Here is a 21,304-nt window from a genome sequence, read left to right as displayed (position 1 = left end):
TTTACTTTTCTGCAAAATTACATTTCATTAACGACAAAACATGTCGCTTTATTTTAAAGGATGCATTTTTTTTCAAAAAGGTTGGAAATCATGATGAAATTTTTTAAAATGTATGTTTTAATGTACGCTTCGGCTCCGCTCAGCGTAGGGTGGTTGCAATGATTTGTTTAAAATGAAGTCGTATTGTGAAGTACGCTGAGCGGAGCCGAAGCGTACGGTGATGGTTTGGCTTACAATGATCTGTTTAAATGGAATCGCGCTGATGTACGCTGAGCGGAGCTGAAGCGTAAAATATCTGCATTAAAATTTTATCGGAGATAAAATCTTTGCGCCTTAAATAGATAGAGTATGTTAAAAAATATTGCGTCTTTGCGGGTTTGAACAACTTTAAGAATGATTATTTACGATGAGGTACGCTGAGCGGAGCCGAAGCGTACAATGAAGCAGAAATACTTTCATAAAATTCTTTGGGAATCCTTCGGCTGTTGTTCGGGAATCCTTCGGAAAAAATACCATTTTTCCGAAGCCGATCCGAAGAAGCCCCGAACATGATCCGAAGAAATGGGTTTTTAAACCGGTCAAAACCGGTCAAAAGCAGTCAAAACCGGTCAGAATTTTTTATGGTGGTGGAAAATATACATTTCTGTGGTATTTTAACCCATTCATCAAAAAACATCCTTCAAAAACAAGCAAAAAACAGATTTCATAAATTCAGTCATTCAAACAAATCAACCAAGCAGTACGCTGAGCGAAGCCGAAGCGCACATCAACCATCAATCATCAACCATCAACCATCAACAAACAGCCAACCACCCCTCTCCCACTTTTACCATTAATTAACATTCTCCGCTCTTCCTTTCTTCAAAAGAAATGATTAAATTTGAGAATGAGTTTTGGAAAAGATTTATTAAAGAAAATAAAAACTGCGGAATTGCCGGGAATCCACGCGCACGGTGTTTTCTCGCCTCCTTCCCGCCCTGTTTTTACGTATGAAGAGGTTTTGGAAAAAAATCCAAAGTTTGCTGCCGTAAATATTGTTTTGTACCTGAAAAACGATGAGTGGCATTTCCCTTTAATCCAGAGAACCATTAATGAGCACGACCGTCACAGCGGACAGATCTCTTTACCGGGCGGAAAGCGTGAAGAAACGGATGAGGATTTTGCAGAAACTGCGGTGCGTGAGACGTCTGAAGAAATCGGCATCGAGAAACATTATGTACGGATGATTCGCGAAATGTCGCCCATCTACATTCCGCCCAGCAACTTTTATGTGTATCCTTATATTTCGTATACAAAAAAGAATCCGGAATTTATTTTACAGCAGAGCGAGGCAGTGGAAGTAATCGAATTTCCGATCACCTGTTTTCTCAATCTTCCGGATGAGCCGGAAATGATGGTTTTACCGAGCACGGCAGGAAATGAAGTTCCTGTTATTAATTTCAACGGATATATTATCTGGGGCGCTACCGCCATGATTCTGAGTGAATTCAGCCAGTTGCTGAAAAAAATGTAACTTTGCAATATCGTGTTTAATTGAGAGATGGCGAAGAAAAACATTTTCACCGACGCGTTCGGAACTCCTTATTTTTTAAAAAGATTAATTATTTTTATTTTAGGACTGGTATCTTACAGAAGATTCAACGGCTTTAATAAACTGAAAATCAGCGGAACGGAATATCTTGTAGATCTTCCCGACTCCAATGTACTTTTTGTATCCAACCATCAGACGTATTTCGCAGATGTGGCAGCGATGTATCATGCATTCTGCTCGGTAAACAATGGGTATTTAAACACCATTAAAAATCCGATCTATCTTTTAAATCCTAAAATCGATTTTTACTACGTGGCTGCTGAAGAAACCATGAATAAAGGGATTCTTCCTAAAATCTTTAAGATTGCAGGAGCCGTAACGGTAAAAAGAACGTGGAGAGCAGAAGGTAAAAACGTCAACCGAATGGTAGACATGAGTGAGGTAGATAATATTATGAAAGCCCTTGATAACGGCTGGGTAGCTACTTTTCCTCAGGGAACCACGGCAGCATTTGCACAGGGAAGAAGAGGTACGGCGAAACTGGTTAAAAACCAACGTCCTATTGTTATTCCTATTAAAATCAACGGATTCAGAAGGGCTTTCGATAAAAAGGGACTTCGTGTAAAAGTTACGGGCGTAAAACCAACGATGGAATTTAAAGCGCCTCTTGATATAGATTACGATAAAGAAAATGCACAGCAGATTCTGCATAAAATCATGACGGCGATTGAGCAGACGGAGGACTTCAATGTTCTGCACAGTTATGATGAAGAATTAAAAGCTAAAAAATCAGAGCAAAAAGAGTCAGATAATTAAAGTATAAAATGATGAAAAGAATATTAGGAATTTTATTCGCGATCATAGTATTAGTATCCTGCAACAGCCAGAAAGTGTATTCGGATTTCGACATCAGCTATTCGAAAAGCGGGGGATTTGCACCGATATATGAAAATCTTCTGATTAAAGGAAATACTGCCCATTATTCTTTCGAAGGACAGGGTAAAAAATACAAGCAGGATTTTAAAATTACAGACGAAGATCTTAAAAAGCTTGATAATACACTCTCCCAGAATAATTTCAGAAGAATACAGGAAGACCACCAGAAAATTTATGACGGGATTGCCACAACAATCAACATAAAAAAAGGTCCGAATGAAGGCAGCAAAACCGATGCAAGCTCGGTAATGCCGAATTACAAAACAAACTGGACGAACATTACCAATGCTTTTCAGGAAATCATTAATACTAATGTAAAAAAACCGTAAATAGAGTTGAAAACCCATTTCATCGCGATCGGCGGAAGTGCGATGCACAATCTTGCCATTGCATTAAAAGATAAAGGATACCATGTAACAGGTTCGGATGATGCCATCTTTGAACCTTCAAAATCACGTTTGGAAAAGAAAGGAATTCTTCCCGGAAAAATGGGATGGTTTCCGGAAAAGATTACTTCGGATATCGATGCTGTCATTCTCGGAATGCACGCCCATCAGGACAATCCGGAACTGGCGAAAGCAAAAGAGCTTGGGCTGAAAATCTATTCTTATCCCGAATTTCTGTACGAACAGTCTAAAGATAAAACAAGAGTGGTTATTGCCGGTTCGCACGGAAAAACAACTATTACTTCCATGATCCTTCATGTGCTGAATTTCCATCAGAAGGAAGTGGATTTCATGGTAGGAGCGCAGCTAGAAGGTTTCGACTGTATGGTGAAACTTAGCGAAGACAACGATTTTATGGTGTTGGAAGGGGATGAATATCTTTCCTCTCCTATTGATCTCCGTTCGAAATTTTTACTCTATCAGCCGAATATTGCTTTGCTGAGCGGAATTGCATGGGATCACATCAACGTTTTCAAAACATTTGATGATTATGTTGAGCAGTTCAGAAAATTTGTGGCAAGCATTACCGCGGGCGGTGTTCTGGTATACAATGAAGAAGATGCCGAAGTGGTAAAAGTGGTGGAAAGTGCTGAAAATTATTTCAGAAAAATTCCTTACAAAACCCCTGAATACGAAATTGTAAACGGAAAAGTTCACCTGAAAACGGAAATGGGCGATGTTCCGCTTTCGGTTTTTGGCGCACACAATTTATTAAATCTTGAAGGCGCAAGACACATCTGCCATACGCTGGGAATCATGGATGAAGATTTCTATGAAGCGATCATGAGCTTTAAAGGAGCCTCAAAACGTCTGGAAAGGGTGGAAAGAGAAGACAACGGAACATTGTATAAAGATTTTGCACACGCGCCGAGTAAGGTAAAGGCAGCCGTAAAAGCATTCTGTGAGCAGTTTAAAAACGAAAAGAAATATGGTTTTCTTGAACTTCATACGTATTCCAGCTTAAATCCTGTTTTTCTGGAGCAGTACGATCACGCAATGGACGTACTGGATGAAGCGATTGTTTTCTATTCTGAAGATGCCCTGAAAATCAAAAGAATGGAGCCGATTTCACCGGAACTGATCAAAGAAAAGTTTAAGAATGAAAATTTAAAAGTCTTCACCAACGCGGAAGAACTTCATGCGTACTGGAACACACTGGATAAAACTGAAGGCGTTTATCTCATGATGAGCTCCGGAAATTTCGGAGGTCTTGATCTTACGAAATAACTGTACAGAATATAAAAAACAAACTCCTTTCGGTCTGAAAGGAGTTTGTTTTTTATTTGATTCTTTTATAAAAACGCCTCAATACATCTTTCGCTCCGTCGCCGTCGAAATCCTGAGTGCGGTCTTCTACCACCATATCAGATTCATTAAGCTTTGTGATGTAGTACGGATACTTTTCCTGCCCTTCAAACCAGAATGTACTGTTTGTTTTATCAAACGTATATTTTTGGCTTACAGCATTTCCTTTTTCGCAGGTATTGTTGTTCTGGGCAAAAGAAATGGAGAAAAGATGGGTAGAAGTAAATTCGTGGGTACTCATTTTCTGACATTCCGTTGAAAAAGAAACCAGAACCTGCTGATTTAAAGATTTGTAAATCTCGGTTTTTTCGACATACCATGTTCCGATAATGGAAGATTTATTGTCTGTGTTCTGATCTTCATCACTTCCGGTGCAGGAAATAACAGAGAGCAGCATAAAGGATAAAATTATTTTGTTCATGAAATTATACAATACTTATAAGTCAGCAAAAATAAAATAAATTCACTGCTTTACTTCTGATTCCGGTAAGATATTCAATTTTATTGTCTCTGAAAATTTTTGAATATTCAGACACCGCCATTTAGTATTTTTGAAGCAGCAATGCCGTCTGCAGCGGTATCGATGCTGTAAATCTGCATTACACCTTGTGTCGTAGCAGCCTGAGCCAATATATTCTGCTGATTCTGAGCACTAACTGCATTCTGAAAAAGTATGCCTGTAGAATGTGCCATAGCCTGATAAAGATTTCCCATTGCCACTGCAGGAGCCTCTCCTAAAACTTTTACATTAGCCTGAGTTACGGCATCGGTGATCTGATCATTAACTTTTGTATCCATAATTTTAGTTTTTAAGTATCATCGTAAAGTTAAATGATATTTTTTAATAAAAAAAAGAAGCAATAATAATTTACTGCTTCTTTTTATTTAAAACATATTTAAACTAATTTCAGAATTAACCGCAAAAGGGACAAAAGATAATGTTAAAGCAAATTTCCAGAATAATCAAAGCGCTCAAAAGAATAAAAATCAAAGATTTTTAAAAACTATGGTGAACTTTTTCATTGATAATGATCAACTTTAAATAAAAAATTCAGTACATCTTTTTATGACTTTTGTGGTTAAATAAAAGTTTAAACAGACTTTTAATGAAAACTATTTAAGAAATTCCAGATCTTAAATATCCGCTACCGATTTCAGCATTTTCTGCTCCCATTCCGGATCTTTCGGATCGAAGAATAACCTTTTTCCAGTGTCTAAAGAACGAACGACGTTCATTTCATCTTCAGTTAATTCAAAATCAAAAATAGTAAAGTTTTCTTCAATTCTGGAAGGGGTAACCGATTTAGGAATCACGCAGAATCCTTCCTGTAAGTGCCATCTTAAAATTACCTGCGCCACCGTTTTACCGTATTTTTCGCCGATTGATTTAAGATCCGGATGATCCAGTAATCCCGCGTTTCCGTTTCCAAGCGGGCTCCAAGGCTGCGTAATGATATTATTTTCCCTGTTGTACACCTGAAGTTCTTTCTGCTGGAAAATCGGGTGCAGCTCGATCTGGTTGATGACAGGAAGTACCGTTGCATCAGCTTTTAATTCCTCCATTTTATCTTCCGGGAAATTACAAACCCCAATTGCTTTTATTTTCCCTTCCTGATACAGTTCTTCCATCGCTTTCCATGCTCCTTTAAAATCCGAATACGGCCAGTGAATAAGATACATATCCAGATAATCCAGTTGCAGTCGGTCTAAAGTTCTTTGGAAAGCCCCTTTTGCCTGCTCATAAGAGGTATCCTGAACCCAAAGTTTTGAAGTAATGAATAATTCTTCACGGTCTGTTCCGCTGTTTTTGATCGCATTTCCTACTGCGGTTTCATTCTGGTAAATGGAAGCCGTGTCGATCATTCTGTAGCCGGTTTCAATGGCCTTGATCACCGCATTTTCACATTCCTGCATATCTTCCATCTGCCAAACCCCGAATCCTAAAGCCGGAATATCCACTCCGTTGTTCAATGTAATTACAGGCTGCCCTGTGTATGTTTTCTGTTGCATACTTGTTATTTATCTATTTATAATTTGTTAAATCTCAATATCTTTTCCCATCATCTTCCTGAAAAGTTCTTTGATATGATCGATCTCCGTCTGATAATTGGTCTTTTTCCGGCATCCGAAATAGAGCGTGTTTTTTAATGGTTTTTCGCCTTCCCAGATCAGTTGTACTTCTCCGTTTTCAATTTCTTTTTTGCATAGAAAATCAGGAACCACTGCCAAACCTGTTCCGCCTTTCAGACAACGCACAATTGAATTCAGGTTCGGAACAATGTAATTGGGACGGAAGTTCGGTTTATGTCCGAAATTCAGGATCCAGAACTGAAAAAGATGCTCCATATCTCCCGCTGTTCCGTACCATTTTTCGTTTTTCAGCCATTCTTCCGCGTGTTCGATTCCCTTTTCATTTAAAATAATTTCAAACTCATCTTTATCAACCTCTTTTCCTCCCACAAGAATGATCTGTTCGGAAGAAAATGCTTCATGCTCAATATTCGGCGAAACTCCTTTTTTGGGAGTAATGATTAAATCTAAAATTCCTTTATCTAATTGATCGAGCATTTCACGGTATTCCCCGAAACTGATGATCAGATTGAACGGCAGGCTGGAAACGTACTGCTCCAGTGTTGTCTGAAAGGTTTCAAAACACATGCCGACACTGATGGTTGGCGTGAGTTTCTCCGTCGATTTCTGAAAGTTTTTTTCTACCTCCTCCAGTTTTGCCAAAGGTTCGGTAATGGCATTATACAAGACCTTTCCTCTTTCCGTAGGAATCATTCTCCTTCCGGTTCTGTCGAATAACTTATACCCGACATACGCTTCAAGAGAACTGAGATGCAGACTTACACCCGGCTGCGAAATAAAAAGTGTATCCGCAGCTTCGGTAAGAGTACCTGTTTTGTAGATTGCCTTAAAAGTTCTGTACCATTCTAAATTAACCATAGGTATTACTTTTATGATACAAATGTACCCAAATAATCATGATTATGATATTTTCAGCATCAATGAAAGCGATAAAGGTGGTCTATATTTAAAATAAACAAATGATAATCAACCACATACACTAATTATCATTTAAATAATACTTAGCTATGATTTTTATTATTTTTCTTATAGCAATTTAGCCAATACCTTTGTCCCTGTAAAATTTAAACAATCATAAAAGCAATGAAAAAAGTATTAATTATCAACGGAGGACAGAATTTCGGACATTCCGGAGGAAAATATAACCAGACCATCGCAGAGAACACACTGGAAGTGCTTAAAAATTTTGAAAATGTAGAAATAAAGATCACCAACGTAGATGAAGGGTATGATAAAAATGAAGAAGTGGCAAAATTTGTATGGGCAGATTACATCATTTACCACACTCCGATCTGGTGGTTCCAGTTACCCAACGGTCTTAAAAAATATATCGATGAAGTCTTCACCGCAGGACACGCCAAAGGAATTTATATGAGCGACGGAAGAAGCGCCGACAATCCGAAGATTAATTACGGAACGGGAGGAATGCTTGGCGGAAGAAAATACATGGTAACCACAAGCTGGAACGCGCCTGCAACCGCATTTACGCTTCCGGGAGAATTTTTTAATGAAACCAGTGTAGACAATGGACCGTTATTTGGATTCCACCGTATGAATGCTTTCGTTTCTCTTGAAAAATTAGAAAGCTTCCACTTTCATGATGTCGAAAAAAATGCAGATGTAGAAAGAGATATGAAGCTGTACAGAAAGCATCTTACCGAAGTTTTTGAAAAAGAATTAAAACCCCAGTTGGCATAATGAAGATTTATTTAACAGCCGTTATTAAAGCCAAAGAAGAATACAGAGCAGAAGTTCTGGAAGTTCTTCAGAATATGGTAAAAGAGACCGTGAAAGAGGAAGCCAACGAACTTTATACGCTTCACCAAGGAATTGAAGATAAAAACCAGTTTGTATTTTATGAAATCTGGAAAAGCAGTGAAGGTTTAGCACAACATAACGAACAGTCTTACATCAAAGCTTTCGGAGAACTGGTGGATGAAAAACTTCAGGAAAAACCACAGATTTATTTAACAGAAATAATTTAAAACACATTAAATAACTGAATTTCAACAGTCTATTTAACAGTAAATACCAACATGAAAAAATTAATATTACTCGTCCTCGCCATCTTTATGGCAGGATTTATGCAGGCACAAACCAAAAAGTTTAAAAATATGGAAAAGAAAATTTTATTCGTCATTACCAGTCATGGGACAAAAGGCGACACCGGTGAAAAAACAGGATATTATCTGGGTGAAGTAGCTCATCCGTGGGAAGTTCTTCACAAAGCAGGATATGAAATAGATTTTGTAAGTCCGAAAGGCGGAACTTCTCCGGTAGACGGATTTGATCTGAAAGATCCGGTAAACAAAGAATTCTGGGAAAACGAAAAGTATAAAAACAAGATCGATCACTCCATGAAACCATCGGAAGTGAATCCTGAAGAATATAAAGCAATATTTTATGCGGGAGGTCACGGTGCGATGTGGGATTTTGCAGACAACACCGAACTGGCTTCCATCGCTTCTCAAATTTATGAAAACGGCGGTGTGGTTGCAGCAGTCTGCCACGGTCCGGCAGGTTTAGTCAACATCAAACTGAATAACGATAAATATCTGGTTGACGGTAAAAAGATCAATTCTTTCACCAACGAAGAAGAAGCTGAAGTGAAATTAACCCACGTGGTTCCTTTTCTTCTGGAAGATAAGCTAAAAGAAAGAGGCGCAAAATTTGAGAAATCCGGACTTTGGCAGGTTCACGCAGTGAGCGACCAGAGGGTAATTACCGGACAGAATCCTCAGTCTGCGAAAAGTGTAGGCGAAGAAATTCTAAAGGAATTGAAAAAATAAACAGAATAGTTTAAACAAATTTCAGAATAAACCGCAAAAGGGACAAAAGATAATGATAAAGCAAATTTCCAGAATAGTCAAAGTGCTCAAAAGAATAAAAATCAAAGATTTTAAAAACTATTGTGACCTTTTTTATTTATAATCATCAACTTTAAATAAAAGTTTAGTTGATCTTTTTTGACTTTTGCGGTTAAATAAAAAATTTAAACAGACTTAATAATGAAAAGAGCTTTTCAGATCTGAAAAGCTCTTTTGTGTTTACCTTTTGTATTAAAAATCTATTTCCCAATCGGCATATGGGTAGAAATGGCAATTCTGTTCCACATATTAATAACAATACCTGCCATAATAATATCTGAAATCTGGGTTTCATCAAAAAACTCTTTCGCCTTCTGATAGGTTTCTTCGGTTAATCCTTTCTGACTGATTAACGTAATTTCTTCCGCAATCATCAGAATAACCTGCTCTTCCTCTGTATAAAGTTCTTTTGCATCTCTCCATGCATTCAGCAGAAAAATTCTTTGCGGTGTTTCCCCGTATTTCAACGCATCTTTCGTATGCATATCCAGACAGAAAGCACATCCGTTGATCTGCGAAGCTCTGATTTTAATTAATTCTTTATGAATCGGGCTTAAAAAGCTGTTCTGAAGAGAAGTTTCCATACCTATTCCCGCTTTGTATGCCGCAGGATGAACGGTTGTCCAGTTGAATCTTGCACTCATAATATTTTGGTTTAAATTTCTGAGACAAAGTTCCGGTTTGAAGTCTGTAAAAATCTTAAACTGGTTTAAGAACGTAATTTCGCTCTGATTTCACTTAAATATTCCGGAGTGAAACCTAAAAAAGAAGCCACTAAATATTGCGGAATTCTCTGAATAAACCACGGATATTGGGTACTGAAATGCACATACAGTTCTTCGCGTGAAAATTCGTAAAGATAGCGGATGCGTCTTTCTGAAGCGGCATATGCTCTCTGGTAAATCATCCTGAAATACCGCTCCATAACGGGATGTTTTTTCAGCAGTTCTTCCTGATCTTTTGAATCAATTTTCAAAATGACTGATTTTTCGACCGACTGAATGGAAAAGTTCGAGACAGACTGTCTTTCATACGCAAAAGTATCGGTGATCCACCAGTTTTCAATCGCAAATTCCGTAGTCTGCTCCACTCCTTTTTCATTGATGAAAAATTTTCTCAGACAGCCTTTTACCACAAAATACATCGACCGGCAGATTTCTCCTTCAGTCATCAGATTCTGTTTCTTCTTACTATCCATCGGCTGAAAAAATGAAAGAATGGAAGAAAATTCATCATCGGTTACCGAAATAAATTTTTCCAAATGCTGCCTGAAAGTTTCCATTTTTTTGAAAATTGTATAACCAAACTTAACTTTATTTTTTTAGTTTTACAAAACAAAAACGTAAATTATGGAAATTGTAGCTAAAATACTCATCGCCGCTGTTGCCCTCGAACACCTTTATATTCTCTGGATGGAAATGTTTGCCTGGGAAACCAAAGGAAAAGAAGTTTTCAAAGCAGCCTTGCCTCCCGAAATGTTTAAACCGACCAAAGGTTTAGCTGCCAATCAGGGACTGTACAACGGTTTTCTTGCAGCGGGACTCATCTGGTCATTCTTCATCGAAGATCCGAAATGGCAGACGAATATCGCTTTATTCTTCTTAGGATGTGTTGCTGTTGCCGGAATTTACGGTGCCATTTCTGCCACAAAGAAAATATTTTTTGTTCAGGCTTTACCTGCAATTCTGGCGATTGCTGCAGTGCTCTTAAAATAAAACCTCTCCCGCCGATTTTATAACCCTTCATCATTTTGAAGTAAAAATTTCCTCTCTATTAAAATAAATGAGGAATGTTTTTGTTGGTAACCTTTCGTACGCTGAGCGGAGCCGAAGCGTACATTAAATAGATATTTCTACAATAATCACATCGCACGCTTCGGCTCCGCTCAGCGTACGGTAAAAAATCCACAGCTTCCTATCAATATAATAAACAAAATCACTATTCCAAAATCTCTTTGAGCTTCTTCTTTAATCTCTCAGGTTTAAATAACCCTTCATGATATTCAGCCAAATTTCCATGCTTATCCAGAATAATCCACAAAGGATAAACCGGCTGACTTTTATTTTTCGATAAAGCCAGAGCCAGCTCATGAATTCCTGAATTTCCGTTAGACAGATAATGGTATTCTTTTCCTAAAAAACGGATGTTCTCTTTTGTTTTTTCAGCTTCAAAATTAATAATATAAAAATGCTGATTGATGAGTTCAACCAGCTCTTTATCTTTATTTAAATTGAATTTCTCGATTTTACAGACACTGCACCAATCTGTATAAAGATGAATCATGATTGGTTTCGGATCTTCCTTCTGCTGAATTTCCAAATCCGAAAAAGTGCCGGTTTTCATCTGCGAAAGACAAAAACACGGCACTAACATTAAAAATAAAAATATCCTTAGGTTTTTCATTTTATATATGTTTTTTCTTATAAAAATCTTTTAAACGCAAAGTTTTAATTTTTTCTATTTCATATAAGTGAGCAAGATGGATCAACAAGTTGATTTGATGAAGCTTTTCCTTAAGCTTCGTGAAGCAAATTTATTTGCCTTTGCTTTCTAAAAATATTCTTTTTCATTAGAAATCTTTGCGTTAAAAAAATTCACAACTATTTCAAAGTGTACTTGACTCCCAAAAAACCTCTTATTTTCTGCATAGGCGCATATCCGTACGTCGTATCAAAAGTATAATGATAAGGATTGCTTACCGGATCATTTACATTTTTATCAAACGGATCAAAAGGCCGCATCAACGGATCTTTCGGAGTGAAATTGAACAGGTTTTTAATTCCGCAGTACACTTCAAATCCCGATTTAAAACTCTTCGAAACCTGAATATTCGCTAAAGTATACAACGGAGAATATTCCGGTCGGTAATCATTCGGTAAAACCGGCAACCGCATCGGTCCGTAAAACTGTCCTGTAAAATCTACTGTCAGATTATTTTTGAACTTATAACTCAGATTATAAGTCCCGCTCCATTTCGGGGCATGAAGCTGCTGCGTTTTTTCATTTTCCCCATCAAACTTCTGATAAACATCCAGATACGTCACTCCCAGATTAACGCTCAAAGGAAAATCAAAGGTATAATCCAGATTTATAGAAACTCCTCTCGAAATTCCGTACCCCTGAAGATTATCATAAATAATTTTCGCAGGATCGGTATCAAAATCTCCTACAATTTTGTTGCTGAAATACGTATAAAATGCAGAAGCATCCAAATTAATCAATTGATCTCCAGCAAGAATTTTCCATACATAGTTTATATTTCCGTTGATCGATTTTTCAGGCTTTAAATTCGACTGAATCACCACTTCACGCGAACCCGTTAATGCAGCGTGATCTTCGGTAAACAAATTCACCACACGGAAACCCGTCCCAAAATTGAATCTTACAGTATGATACGGATTCGGCGAAAATTTCCAGGCAAAGCGCGGAGAATGTACGGCATGATGAATTTTATCATAATCCAATCTGTAACCCAAAAGCAACGTATTTTTCTCATTAATTTCCCACTGATCCTGAATAAAAGCTCCAAAAATCGGCGACCTCATCGGTTCGTTGGTTAATCCGTCTGCAGACAATGTTCCGGGCGTATTGTCATCATAATATGTCTTTTTAAACGTAACCCCCAGAATCAAATCGTGTTTTCCGAATTTTTTATCCCAATACGTCTGGGTAAAAGCCACTTTCTGATTCGCCAGAAAAGGATTATTGCCGTAAAAAGAATTTTGGTCATGAAAATTATAGGAAAACTGAGTGATAATATTTTCTTTCAAAGGCCATTGATAGACCCCGAAAGCTTCTACCCTATTCGTATAAATACTTTCTCCGTATACCTCATTGCTTCCCCGATAAGATGTATTCCACTGCATTTCTCCGCCAAAACGGTCTTCATATAAATATCTCAGAGCAAAACTCGCCAATCGGTTTTCCTTCCTCCGGAAATTCCATTTGTTAAAAACTGAAATTCTGTTCTGCAAAGCTCCATCCGTAAAATTGTCTTTATTGTAATCGAATCTTTTTGTATAGTTGAAATAATTCATACTCAACAGCGAAGCGACATTCTTTCCAAAATTAAATTTCGTGGAAAGGTCTACATTATTTTCACTCCAGGTTGTCGTCATCAGATCGACACTTAATTTGGGTGCAGTCAAAGCATTTTTAGTAATGATATTGATGACACCGCCCATTGCTTCGGAGCCGTAAATAGAGGAAGCAGGACCTTTTACTACCTCAATTCTGTCAACCAGACTGTTCGGAATTCCGCTCAGTCCGTAAACGGTGGACAGCGAACTTACAATCGGCATTCCGTCAATCAAAATCATCGTGTAAGGACCTTCCAGTCCGTTGATGTGAATATCTCCCGTATTGCAGACGGAACAATTTAACTGAGGTTTTACTCCATTCACCATGGAAATGGCTTCAAAAATACTCGGCGTCGGATTTTTCTGAAAAAACTTCTGCGAATAAATTTCAACATTTACAGGACTTTTTGATTTGCTGATTGGTTTTATCGTTCCTGTAATCACCACATCATCAATATCTCTTGTTTTGATTTTTGGATTTAAAACTTTTGCAGAATCCTGCTCTTTCGACGCATTCAAAGCCAGACTGTCCGTTTCCTGTGAAAAGCAGAACCCCGAAAAGAAGATTGTAGAAAATAATATTCGTCTCATGAAATTATAATTGTTAGACAAAGCTAACAATTATTTTTTAATCACAAAACTCATCTGAAAAATATTATTAAATTGAATTCATGAAAAAGTGTTAAATTTGAGAATCAACATATAAAAGTAAAATGAGATATCATCAGTCGGGAAATATTCCCCAAAAAAGACACACGATTTTCAAATCTCCTGAAGATAAATTTTACTATGAACAGCTTTTCGGGACGGAAGGTTTTCATGGAATTTCTTCGTTATTGTACCATATTCACCGTCCGACACAGATAAAATCCATCGGTGAACCGAAAGACGTAGCCCCGAAAATTGTTATTGATAAAAACGTAACGCCAAGAATGTTTAAGGGAATGAACGTAACTCCCGAAGACGATTTTATGGACAGCCGTAAGTTCTTAATGGTGAACAACGACCTGAAAATGGGACTGTCGAAGCCAAGAAAATCAATGGATTATTTCTACAAAAATGCTGAGTGCGATGAGCTTTTATACGCGCACAGCGGAAGCGGAATCTTAAAAACTTTTGTAGGAAATCTTGAATTTTCTGTGGGGGATTATTTAATTATACCAAGAGGAACGATTTATCAGGTGGAACTGCATTCTGATGATACGGTTTTCTTCGTGGTAGAAAGCCACTCCCCGATTTATACGCCGAAAAGATACAGAAACGAATTCGGGCAATTGCTGGAACATTCTCCTTTCTGCGAAAGGGACATCATCACTCCTACTTTTGTGGAACCGAAAGACGAAAAGGGAGAATTTTTAATTAAAGTAAAAAAAGAAAACCAGATTACAGACTTCATCTACGCAACACATCCGTTTGATGTTGTGGGATGGGACGGTTATTTTTATCCTTATAAATTCAATATTAAAAATTTTGAGCCGATCACAGGTAGAATTCATCAACCGCCTCCGGTTCACCAGACTTTTGAAGCCCATAATTTCGTAGTTTGTTCGTTCTGTGCAAGAATGTACGATTATCATCCACAAGCCATTCCGGCTCCTTATAATCATTCAAATATTGATTCTGATGAGGTTTTATTTTATACGGAAGGCGATTTCATGAGCAGAAACCATATCGATTTAATGGATTTTACGCTTCACCCGGGAGGAATTGTTCACGGACCGCATCCGGGAGCTATGGAAAGAAGCATCGGTAAAAAATTCACAGAAGAATATGCTGTAATGGTAGATCCTTTCAGACCTTTGAAAATTACGGAAGAAGCTTTAAAAGTGGAAGATCCTTCTTACAAAACTTCATGGCTGGAAAACGAAGACAACCATCTTGAAGACCGTTCTCAGGAGTAATAAAGCTTTTGGCGAGTGGTTTCCGGCTTTTAGCTATAAAATTATTATTAAAATATATTGAGGACTGAATATTAATTTCAGTCCTTTTTTTGAATCAATTTGATTAAAACATGATAAAAATCTTCGAATAATAAGACTAAGTAAAAACAATATGAACTATCTTTAAGACTAAGAAAAATTCATAAAAAATTTCAATATGCAAAATTACATCAGCGCAGAAGAAGCTATTTATACCATTAAAAGCGGAAACCGTGTATTTTTTCACGGAAGCGCCTGTACTCCGAATTACTTAATCGACGAACTAGCGAGGCAATCCCACCGTTTGGATAATGTAGAAATGGTTTCCATTACCCAGCAGGGAAATGTGGAAATTGCAAAACCTGAGTACAAAGACAAATTTTTCGTTAATTCTTTATTTGTTTCGTCTCCTGTCCGCGATGCGGTGAATTCTGACAGAGGAGATTTTGTCCCTGTATTTTTAAGCGAGATTCCTATCCTTTTCAGAAAAAATATATTACCGCTTGATGTTGCTTTAATTACCGTTTCCCCGCCTGACAAACATGGTTTCTGTACATTGGGAACTTCCGTTGATGTTGCGAGAGCTGCGGTTGATACTGCAAAAATAATTGTCGCCGTAGTCAATCCTTTAATGCCGAGAACGCATGGTGACGGAATGATCCACATCAGCAGAATTCATAAGCTTGTATGGCATGAAGAAGAACTTCCAACCGTAGATTATGGAGCAAAAGTAGGTCCGGAAGAAATGCTGGTCGGAAAAAATGTTGCCGAATTAATTGACGATAAATCCACCCTGCAAATGGGAATCGGAACCATTCCTGATGCGGTTTTGAAATGTCTTCACAATCATAAAGATCTGGGAGTACATACCGAAATGCTGAGTGACGGAGTGATTGATCTGATCCAGAATGATGTCATCAATAATAAATATAAAGGTTACAACGACAATAAAACCATTACCAGTTTCTGTTTCGGAACAAGAAAACTGTATGATTACGTAGACGATAACACTGTATTTTCATTTGACGATGTAAGTACGGTAAATTTTCCGATCAATATCATGAGAAATAATAAAATGGTTGCCATCAATTCGGCGATTGAAATTGATCTTACCGGACAGGTCTGCGCAGATTCCATCGGAACGATGCAGTACAGCGGAATCGGCGGACAGATGGACTTTATGAGAGGAGCAGCATTAAGCGAAGACGGAAAACCGATCATTGCAATTACTTCGAGAACCAAAAAAGGAGTTTCCAGAATTGTTCCTTTCCTGAAACAGGGAGCCGGAGTGGTAACCACAAGAGGGCATATTCATTGGGTTGTAACGGAGTATGGTACTGCTTATCTTTACGGAAAAAATTTAAGACAGAGAGCTCAGGAATTAATCAGCATCGCGCATCCCGATGACAGGGAAATGCTGGAAAAAGCTGCTTATGAAAGGTTTAAGCACTAATTTTTCATTTATTTTACCAGATTTTCAGGTTCCATGTCCTAAAAAAAATACACCTTCAATTTAACATAATGAAATAGTCGGAAAAATTCAGTTAAATGGCAGTATATTTGCTAAAGAGCTTTTAAAAACAGGACATTGAAAACGATATATAATTCGATAAGAGAAGAGGTTATAAAACACCCCAAAGTGAAAAATTCGGTTCTGGGAAATGTACAGGAATGGAAGCGAAGCCATTATATTATTCTTTCTGAAATCATTAAAGATGAACTTTCTGAGGCTGAAGAACTTAAAGGCGGAAAAAAGTTTGAAATTGGGAATACGATTTCCCATGTTACCCTTCAGCGTTTTTTTGAAAATGATTATCAGGACAAAACGCACAACGATCTCCGGTTTCTGAAAACACTGGATAAGATCTGTATTTTTCTGGGGTATAAAGATTTAAATGCCTACATTCAGTTTATAAAGGAAAAGAGACAGGATAACGAAGAAAACAACAACCAGAAGTTTTTCCAGATGGTGTATGATTACTGCGCTACCGTTTTTGAATTTTATAAACAGTTTCCGGATCATAAAACGGAACTCTTCAAAGATTTGGTTTTTAATGAATCTCCTTTTCTGGAAAGAGCATCGCACTTCAGCAAAGAATTGTGCGACAGGGATTTTCATCTGGTAACGAAAAATAACCGTTCGAATTATGAAGTATTCGATATCCATATCGTGACGGATGAACCGGACAAAAAAATTCTGGAATCTCAGGAATTCTGGAATCTTCTGTTCAAAGTAGGAGCAACAGATGAAGAGCATTTTGTAAACCAACTGAATACCCAAATTTATTTCATCCGCAAAATAGACAATGTCTGGAAAATCTGGGATAATTATAATCCCGATGCAGGAAGATTAAACAATGTAAAATAAAGAAAGCCGCAGGGAAAACCTGTGGCTTCGTTTTTCGAAATATTTTTTTTTCATTTGTTAGCAATACAAATCTATAAACATTATTACCAAAACAATAAACTTAAGCATACTTAAATGAACTTTTCTTTACGATTATGTTAAATTAACCTAACGTGCGTTTGTTAATATTTTTCGTATTAGTAAGAAATTCGTAATTTGCATTCCCATAAATATAAAAGTAAAAATAGAATATGTCAACACTTACATTTGCCGAAAAAATTGCTCAGGCTGAGAATTTTTTACCCATCAACGGTACAGATTACATTGAGTTTTATGTAGGAAATGCTAAACAGGCTGCGCATTATTATAAAACCGCTTTCGGTTTTCAGTCTGTTGCCTACGCTGGTCCTGAAACCGGAGTAAGAGATCGTGCTTCTTATGTTCTTCAGCAGGGAAAAATAAGATTGGTACTTACAACAGGGCTAAAGTCTGATTCTCCGATCAATGAGCATGTAAAAAAACATGGTGATGGAGTGAAAATTTTGGCTCTTTGGGTGGATGATGCCTATTCTGCGTTTGAAGAAACCACAAAAAGAGGCGGAAAACCTTACCTTAAGCCGGTAACGTTAACAGACGAAAATGGTGAGGTAAGAATGTCCGGAATTTATACTTACGGAGAAACCGTTCATATGTTTATCGAAAGAAAAAACTATAAAGGTCCTTTCATGCCGGGTTACGAAAAATGGGAAAGCGATTACAAGCCTGAAGATGCAGGTCTTTTATATGTAGACCACTGCGTAGGAAATGTAGACTGGGACAGAATGATCCCAACGGTAGAATGGTACGAAAAAGTAATGGGATTTGTAAACATTCTTTCTTTTGACGATAAGCAGATCAACACAGAATATTCTGCTTTGATGTCTAAAGTAATGTCCAACGGAAACGGTTATGCAAAATTCCCGATTAACGAACCTGCAGAAGGTAAGAAAAAATCTCAGGTAGAAGAATATCTTGATTTCTATGAAGGTGAAGGGGTACAGCACATTGCAGTTGCTACAAAAGACATTATCCACACCGTAACAGAATTAAAAAAACGTGGGGTAGAGTTTTTATCTGCGCCGCCTGAAGCCTATTACGATATGGTTCCTGAAAGAGTGGGACACATCGACGAAGATCTTAAGAAACTTCAGGAACTGGGAATTCTTATCGATCATGACGAGGAAGGATATTTGCTGCAGATCTTTACAAAACCTGTAGAAGACCGTCCTACTCTATTCTTTGAAATTATTGAAAGACACGGAGCGCAAAGCTTCGGAGCAGGAAACTTCAAAGCATTATTCGAAGCATTGGAAAGAGAACAGGAAAGAAGAGGAAACCTTTAATTTTATTTGTAATATTGAGTTTTGTCAGGATGAACAGTCTTGACAAAACTTTTTTTAAAAACACATTAATATGAGAAAATTTTTAATGGGAATGTTATTTTTAGGAGCAAGCTTTGGATTAAAAGCACAGTACGGTTCACTAAATGATATTCTTACCCGACTTGAAGAAAGAAAGGGAGTCAACCAGAATCTGGAAGCGGTAAACATTGATAATAAAAAGTTTGTTTTCATCAATGATGAAGCAGACCATACCGAAAGGGATTTTATTGTCATTAAAGGAAACAAAGCGACTTACGTAGAAGTTTTTGACGATAAAGCTACCGGAGAAAGCAGTTCGAATGTTTTTTCAGGAGATATCGTGAGAAATAAAAAGAACATCATTTCTTTAAGAGCGGATCTTCTGGAAAACAAAAAAGTTCCGATCCCCGTTACCAAAACATTGCTTTTAACAAGACAGGACAATATTCTGTACCTGATCGACGTGAATACTAAAGCAAGATGGATTGACGAAGAATCTTTTTCTAAAGTTAAAAACAAAACCAAATCTAAAAAGTAAATATTTTGAACGCTTAAACTGATTAAAAAGCCTTCAGAATATTTAAAATTTAAAATCTAACGGATTTATAAAGTCCAAACTAAATTCTAAAATTATGAAATCATTTGTAGAATATTCATCAGATTCAGATTTTTCTATTCATAATATTCCGTTTGGTGTAGCGGTTTTCAACAAAGAATACATCGGATGCTGTACAAGAATCGGCGATCAGATCATCGATCTTGCAACGTTATACGATCTGGGATATTTCGAAGAAATCGAAGGCTTAGGCGATAACGTTTTCGAAGCCTATACCTTAAATGAATTCATCGAACTTGGAAAGCCTGTAACGAATGCCGTTCGTTTAAAAATTCAGGAATTATTACAGGAAGGTTCTACTTTGTCAAAAGACGAAAAAACAATCGAAGAAGCCTTCTATGAGCTGGATCAGGTTAAAATGATGATGCCGGTTCATATTCCGAATTACACAGATTTTTACAGCAGCATCGAACACGCAACCAACGTGGGAAAAATGTTCAGAGATCCTGCGAATGCATTGCTTCCCAACTGGAAACATCTTCCGGTAGGTTACCACGGAAGAGCTTCCTCTATTGTAGTGTCAGGAACGGAAATCAACCGTCCGAAAGGTCAGATGAAACCAGCAGATGTAGAAAAACCAGTCTTCGGACCATGCAATCAATTGGATTTTGAGCTTGAAATGGCATTCATCATCAATAAAAACACCGAAATGGGCGAAAGTATTTCCACCAAAGATGCTGAAGACGCGATTTTCGGGATGGTGGTTTTCAACGACTGGTCGGCAAGAGACATTCAGTCTTGGGAATATGTTCCGCTGGGACCATTTTTAGCTAAAAATTTCGGCTCCTCTATTTCGCCGTGGGTGGTTACTCTGGAAGCTTTAGAACCATTCAGAACCGCTTCTCCTAAACAGGATCCTGAAGTTCTGGATTATCTGAAATTTGAAGGAGATAAAAATTACGACATCAATCTTGAAGTCTATCTTCAGCCTGAAAACGGAGAGCAAAACCTGATCTGCGAAAGCAACTACAAGCATATGTACTGGAACATGACGCAGCAACTGGCTCATCACACCGTAAACGGCTGCAACGTGGAAGTCGGAGATCTTTACGCGAGCGGAACCATTTCAGGAAGCGATCCGAAATCTTTCGGTTCCATGCTTGAATTAACGTGGAGAGGTCAGAATCCGATTCAGTTAAACAATGGAGAAGAAAGAAAATTCATCAACGATAACGATACGGTAACCATGAAAGCCTGGGCTGAAAAAGACGGAGTGAGAGTTGGTTTCGGTGAAGTTTCAGGGAAAATTATTCCTGCTCTGTAAAAATAGATTTAACCACAAAAGTCACAAAAGCTTTTATGATTACACAATCTTATTTAACCGATCTTACTTACAAGATTAACGGAGCATGCATAGAAGTTCACAAAATTTTAGGAGCCGGTTTATTGGAAAGTGTCTACCATAAATGTCTGGAAGAAGAATTCAGATTAAGAAATATAAATTTTAAATCCGAGTTTAAAGTGCCCATCATTTATAAAGGGAAAGAAATAAATTGTGATTTCTTTTGTGATTTTTTGGTTGAAGATTTAATTGTAATTGAATTAAAAGCAGTTTCAGAACTGAACGAAATTCATCGTGCCCAAATTTTGAATTATATTAATTTAATGAAGAAGCCCAAAGGAATACTGGTGAATTTTAATGTGAAAAATTTATATCATCAAGGACATGAAACTTTTGTAAATAAATATTACGATATGCTTTTTTGATCTTGAAAAATTTAATTATTTACTTAAAAAAAACTTTTGTGCCTTTTGTGGTTAAATAAA

General features: G+C 37.3%; 23 protein-coding genes. 15 read left to right on the top strand and 8 right to left on the bottom strand.

Annotated elements, in window-relative coordinates; all coding sequences use genetic code 11:
- Positions 1-886 precede the first annotated feature (886 nt).
- From H6W53_RS03775 to H6W53_RS03760, 4 genes are read left to right on the top strand one after another with little or no spacing between them, the layout of a single operon-like run.
- On the top strand, positions 887-1,513 hold the full coding sequence (locus tag H6W53_RS03775; RefSeq protein WP_185204929.1) for an NUDIX hydrolase: 627 nt from the start codon (positions 887-889) through the stop codon (positions 1,511-1,513).
- A 27-nt stretch (positions 1,514-1,540) separates the two neighbouring features.
- On the top strand, positions 1,541-2,347 hold the full coding sequence (locus H6W53_RS03770) for a lysophospholipid acyltransferase family protein (protein ID WP_087707729.1): 807 nt from the start codon (positions 1,541-1,543) through the stop codon (positions 2,345-2,347).
- 8 nt (positions 2,348-2,355) lie between these two features.
- Positions 2,356-2,796: a hypothetical protein gene (locus H6W53_RS03765; RefSeq protein WP_228408106.1), complete on the top strand. Its 441-nt coding sequence runs from the start codon at positions 2,356-2,358 to the stop codon at positions 2,794-2,796.
- A gap of 6 nt (positions 2,797-2,802) precedes the next feature.
- Positions 2,803-4,140 carry a UDP-N-acetylmuramate--L-alanine ligase gene (locus H6W53_RS03760; RefSeq protein WP_185204928.1) on the top strand — a complete coding sequence of 446 codons (1,338 nt, stop codon included), beginning with the start codon at positions 2,803-2,805 and terminating at the stop codon, positions 4,138-4,140.
- A gap of 52 nt (positions 4,141-4,192) precedes the next feature.
- On the opposite strand, the gene H6W53_RS03755 is transcribed toward H6W53_RS03760, so the two are convergent.
- From H6W53_RS03755 to H6W53_RS03740, 4 genes are all read right to left on the bottom strand, one after another.
- Positions 4,193-4,639, bottom strand: a complete 447-nt coding sequence (locus H6W53_RS03755; RefSeq protein ID WP_185204927.1) for a lipocalin family protein — start codon at positions 4,637-4,639, stop codon at positions 4,193-4,195.
- Positions 4,640-4,746: 107 nt separating this feature from the next.
- On the bottom strand, positions 4,747-5,016 hold the full coding sequence (locus H6W53_RS03750) for a RebB family R body protein (RefSeq protein WP_185204926.1): 270 nt from the start codon (positions 5,014-5,016) through the stop codon (positions 4,747-4,749).
- Positions 5,017-5,352: 336 nt separating this feature from the next.
- Positions 5,353-6,228: an aldo/keto reductase gene (locus tag H6W53_RS03745; RefSeq protein WP_185204925.1), complete on the bottom strand. Its 876-nt coding sequence runs from the start codon at positions 6,226-6,228 to the stop codon at positions 5,353-5,355.
- Positions 6,229-6,255: 27 nt separating this feature from the next.
- Entirely contained in the window at positions 6,256-7,167 is a 912-nt protein-coding gene (locus tag H6W53_RS03740; protein WP_087707713.1) for a LysR family transcriptional regulator, read from the bottom strand.
- Positions 7,168-7,392: 225 nt separating this feature from the next.
- On the opposite strand from H6W53_RS03740, the gene H6W53_RS03735 reads away from it, so the two are divergent.
- Genes H6W53_RS03735 through H6W53_RS03725 form a run of 3 tightly spaced genes read left to right on the top strand, consistent with a single transcriptional unit; the run spans position 7,393 to position 9,098 of the window.
- Positions 7,393-8,007, top strand: coding sequence for an NAD(P)H-dependent oxidoreductase (locus tag H6W53_RS03735; RefSeq protein ID WP_185204924.1), 615 nt, complete (start codon positions 7,393-7,395; stop codon positions 8,005-8,007).
- On the top strand, positions 8,007-8,294 hold the full coding sequence (locus tag H6W53_RS03730; RefSeq protein WP_185204923.1) for a putative quinol monooxygenase: 288 nt from the start codon (positions 8,007-8,009) through the stop codon (positions 8,292-8,294). Before H6W53_RS03735 ends, H6W53_RS03730 begins: the two co-directional genes overlap by 1 nt.
- A gap of 51 nt (positions 8,295-8,345) precedes the next feature.
- Positions 8,346-9,098 (top strand): type 1 glutamine amidotransferase domain-containing protein, encoded by a 753-nt coding sequence (locus H6W53_RS03725; protein WP_185204922.1) that lies wholly within the window; start codon positions 8,346-8,348, stop codon positions 9,096-9,098.
- Positions 9,099-9,376: 278 nt separating this feature from the next.
- Here H6W53_RS03725 and H6W53_RS03720 read toward each other — a convergent pair whose 3' ends face one another.
- Together H6W53_RS03720 and H6W53_RS03715 are read right to left on the bottom strand one after the other, a co-directional pair.
- Entirely contained in the window at positions 9,377-9,820 is a 444-nt protein-coding gene (locus tag H6W53_RS03720; protein WP_185204921.1) for a carboxymuconolactone decarboxylase family protein, read from the bottom strand.
- Positions 9,821-9,885: 65 nt separating this feature from the next.
- Positions 9,886-10,458 (bottom strand): Crp/Fnr family transcriptional regulator, encoded by a 573-nt coding sequence (locus H6W53_RS03715; protein ID WP_087707700.1) that lies wholly within the window; start codon positions 10,456-10,458, stop codon positions 9,886-9,888.
- A gap of 67 nt (positions 10,459-10,525) precedes the next feature.
- Here H6W53_RS03715 and H6W53_RS03710 point away from each other — a divergent pair, with 67 nt between their 5' ends.
- The gene (locus H6W53_RS03710; protein WP_076395792.1) at positions 10,526-10,891 is read left to right on the top strand and encodes a DUF1304 domain-containing protein; all 366 of its coding nucleotides are present in this window, start codon (positions 10,526-10,528) and stop codon (positions 10,889-10,891) included.
- 223 nt (positions 10,892-11,114) lie between these two features.
- Here H6W53_RS03710 and H6W53_RS03705 read toward each other — a convergent pair whose 3' ends face one another.
- Both H6W53_RS03705 and H6W53_RS03700 read right to left on the bottom strand, forming a co-directional pair.
- Positions 11,115-11,579 (bottom strand): thioredoxin family protein, encoded by a 465-nt coding sequence (locus H6W53_RS03705; RefSeq protein ID WP_185204920.1) that lies wholly within the window; start codon positions 11,577-11,579, stop codon positions 11,115-11,117.
- Between the two features lie 197 nt (positions 11,580-11,776).
- Complete coding sequence (locus tag H6W53_RS03700) at positions 11,777-13,846, bottom strand: TonB-dependent receptor plug domain-containing protein (RefSeq protein WP_185204919.1); 2,070 nt, start codon at positions 13,844-13,846, stop codon at positions 11,777-11,779.
- A 122-nt stretch (positions 13,847-13,968) separates the two neighbouring features.
- Between H6W53_RS03700 and H6W53_RS03695 the strand changes: the two genes are divergently transcribed.
- From H6W53_RS03695 to H6W53_RS03665, 7 genes are all read left to right on the top strand, one after another.
- Positions 13,969-15,156 (top strand): homogentisate 1,2-dioxygenase, encoded by a 1,188-nt coding sequence (locus H6W53_RS03695; RefSeq protein ID WP_185204918.1) that lies wholly within the window; start codon positions 13,969-13,971, stop codon positions 15,154-15,156.
- Between the two features lie 196 nt (positions 15,157-15,352).
- Entirely contained in the window at positions 15,353-16,627 is a 1,275-nt protein-coding gene (locus tag H6W53_RS03690) for an acetyl-CoA hydrolase/transferase family protein (RefSeq protein WP_185204917.1), read from the top strand.
- A 135-nt stretch (positions 16,628-16,762) separates the two neighbouring features.
- Positions 16,763-17,542, top strand: a complete 780-nt coding sequence (locus H6W53_RS03685) for a hypothetical protein (protein ID WP_185204916.1) — start codon at positions 16,763-16,765, stop codon at positions 17,540-17,542.
- Between the two features lie 230 nt (positions 17,543-17,772).
- A complete protein-coding gene (hppD, locus tag H6W53_RS03680) occupies positions 17,773-18,903 on the top strand; it encodes a 4-hydroxyphenylpyruvate dioxygenase (RefSeq protein WP_185204915.1) in 1,131 nt (376 codons plus the stop codon).
- A 70-nt stretch (positions 18,904-18,973) separates the two neighbouring features.
- Positions 18,974-19,459, top strand: a complete 486-nt coding sequence (locus H6W53_RS03675; RefSeq protein WP_116099764.1) for a hypothetical protein — start codon at positions 18,974-18,976, stop codon at positions 19,457-19,459.
- 94 nt (positions 19,460-19,553) lie between these two features.
- The gene (gene fahA, locus H6W53_RS03670) at positions 19,554-20,801 is read left to right on the top strand and encodes a fumarylacetoacetase (protein ID WP_185204914.1); all 1,248 of its coding nucleotides are present in this window, start codon (positions 19,554-19,556) and stop codon (positions 20,799-20,801) included.
- A gap of 35 nt (positions 20,802-20,836) precedes the next feature.
- A complete protein-coding gene (locus H6W53_RS03665; protein ID WP_034673342.1) occupies positions 20,837-21,244 on the top strand; it encodes a GxxExxY protein in 408 nt (135 codons plus the stop codon).
- Positions 21,245-21,304: the final 60 nt, after the last annotated feature.

It is taken from the genome of Chryseobacterium sp. C3, from assembly GCF_014218905.1.
GTDB lineage: Bacteria > Bacteroidota > Bacteroidia > Flavobacteriales > Weeksellaceae > Chryseobacterium > Chryseobacterium mucoviscidosis.
The sequence above is the reverse complement of the archived record's forward strand: the minus strand, read 5'-3'. Positions and strand labels throughout refer to the sequence as shown.

Coding starts and splice junctions, on each gene's coding strand:
- H6W53_RS03775 (WP_185204929.1), top strand. CDS start 887: ATGAGTTTTGGAAAAGATTTATTAAAGAAAATAAAAACTGCGGAATTG.
- H6W53_RS03770 (WP_087707729.1), top strand. CDS start 1,541: ATGGCGAAGAAAAACATTTTCACCGACGCGTTCGGAACTCCTTATTTT.
- H6W53_RS03765 (WP_228408106.1), top strand. CDS start 2,356: ATGATGAAAAGAATATTAGGAATTTTATTCGCGATCATAGTATTAGTA.
- H6W53_RS03755 (WP_185204927.1), bottom strand. CDS start 4,639: ATGAACAAAATAATTTTATCCTTTATGCTGCTCTCTGTTATTTCCTGC.
- H6W53_RS03750 (WP_185204926.1), bottom strand. CDS start 5,016: ATGGATACAAAAGTTAATGATCAGATCACCGATGCCGTAACTCAGGCT.
- H6W53_RS03745 (WP_185204925.1), bottom strand. CDS start 6,228: ATGCAACAGAAAACATACACAGGGCAGCCTGTAATTACATTGAACAAC.
- H6W53_RS03740 (WP_087707713.1), bottom strand. CDS start 7,167: ATGGTTAATTTAGAATGGTACAGAACTTTTAAGGCAATCTACAAAACA.
- H6W53_RS03735 (WP_185204924.1), top strand. CDS start 7,393: ATGAAAAAAGTATTAATTATCAACGGAGGACAGAATTTCGGACATTCC.
- H6W53_RS03730 (WP_185204923.1), top strand. CDS start 8,007: ATGAAGATTTATTTAACAGCCGTTATTAAAGCCAAAGAAGAATACAGA.
- H6W53_RS03725 (WP_185204922.1), top strand. CDS start 8,346: ATGAAAAAATTAATATTACTCGTCCTCGCCATCTTTATGGCAGGATTT.
- H6W53_RS03720 (WP_185204921.1), bottom strand. CDS start 9,820: ATGAGTGCAAGATTCAACTGGACAACCGTTCATCCTGCGGCATACAAA.
- H6W53_RS03715 (WP_087707700.1), bottom strand. CDS start 10,458: ATGGAAACTTTCAGGCAGCATTTGGAAAAATTTATTTCGGTAACCGAT.
- H6W53_RS03710 (WP_076395792.1), top strand. CDS start 10,526: ATGGAAATTGTAGCTAAAATACTCATCGCCGCTGTTGCCCTCGAACAC.
- H6W53_RS03705 (WP_185204920.1), bottom strand. CDS start 11,579: ATGAAAAACCTAAGGATATTTTTATTTTTAATGTTAGTGCCGTGTTTT.
- H6W53_RS03700 (WP_185204919.1), bottom strand. CDS start 13,846: ATGAGACGAATATTATTTTCTACAATCTTCTTTTCGGGGTTCTGCTTT.
- H6W53_RS03695 (WP_185204918.1), top strand. CDS start 13,969: ATGAGATATCATCAGTCGGGAAATATTCCCCAAAAAAGACACACGATT.
- H6W53_RS03690 (WP_185204917.1), top strand. CDS start 15,353: ATGCAAAATTACATCAGCGCAGAAGAAGCTATTTATACCATTAAAAGC.
- hppD (WP_185204915.1), top strand. CDS start 17,773: ATGTCAACACTTACATTTGCCGAAAAAATTGCTCAGGCTGAGAATTTT.
- H6W53_RS03675 (WP_116099764.1), top strand. CDS start 18,974: ATGAGAAAATTTTTAATGGGAATGTTATTTTTAGGAGCAAGCTTTGGA.
- fahA (WP_185204914.1), top strand. CDS start 19,554: ATGAAATCATTTGTAGAATATTCATCAGATTCAGATTTTTCTATTCAT.
- H6W53_RS03665 (WP_034673342.1), top strand. CDS start 20,837: ATGATTACACAATCTTATTTAACCGATCTTACTTACAAGATTAACGGA.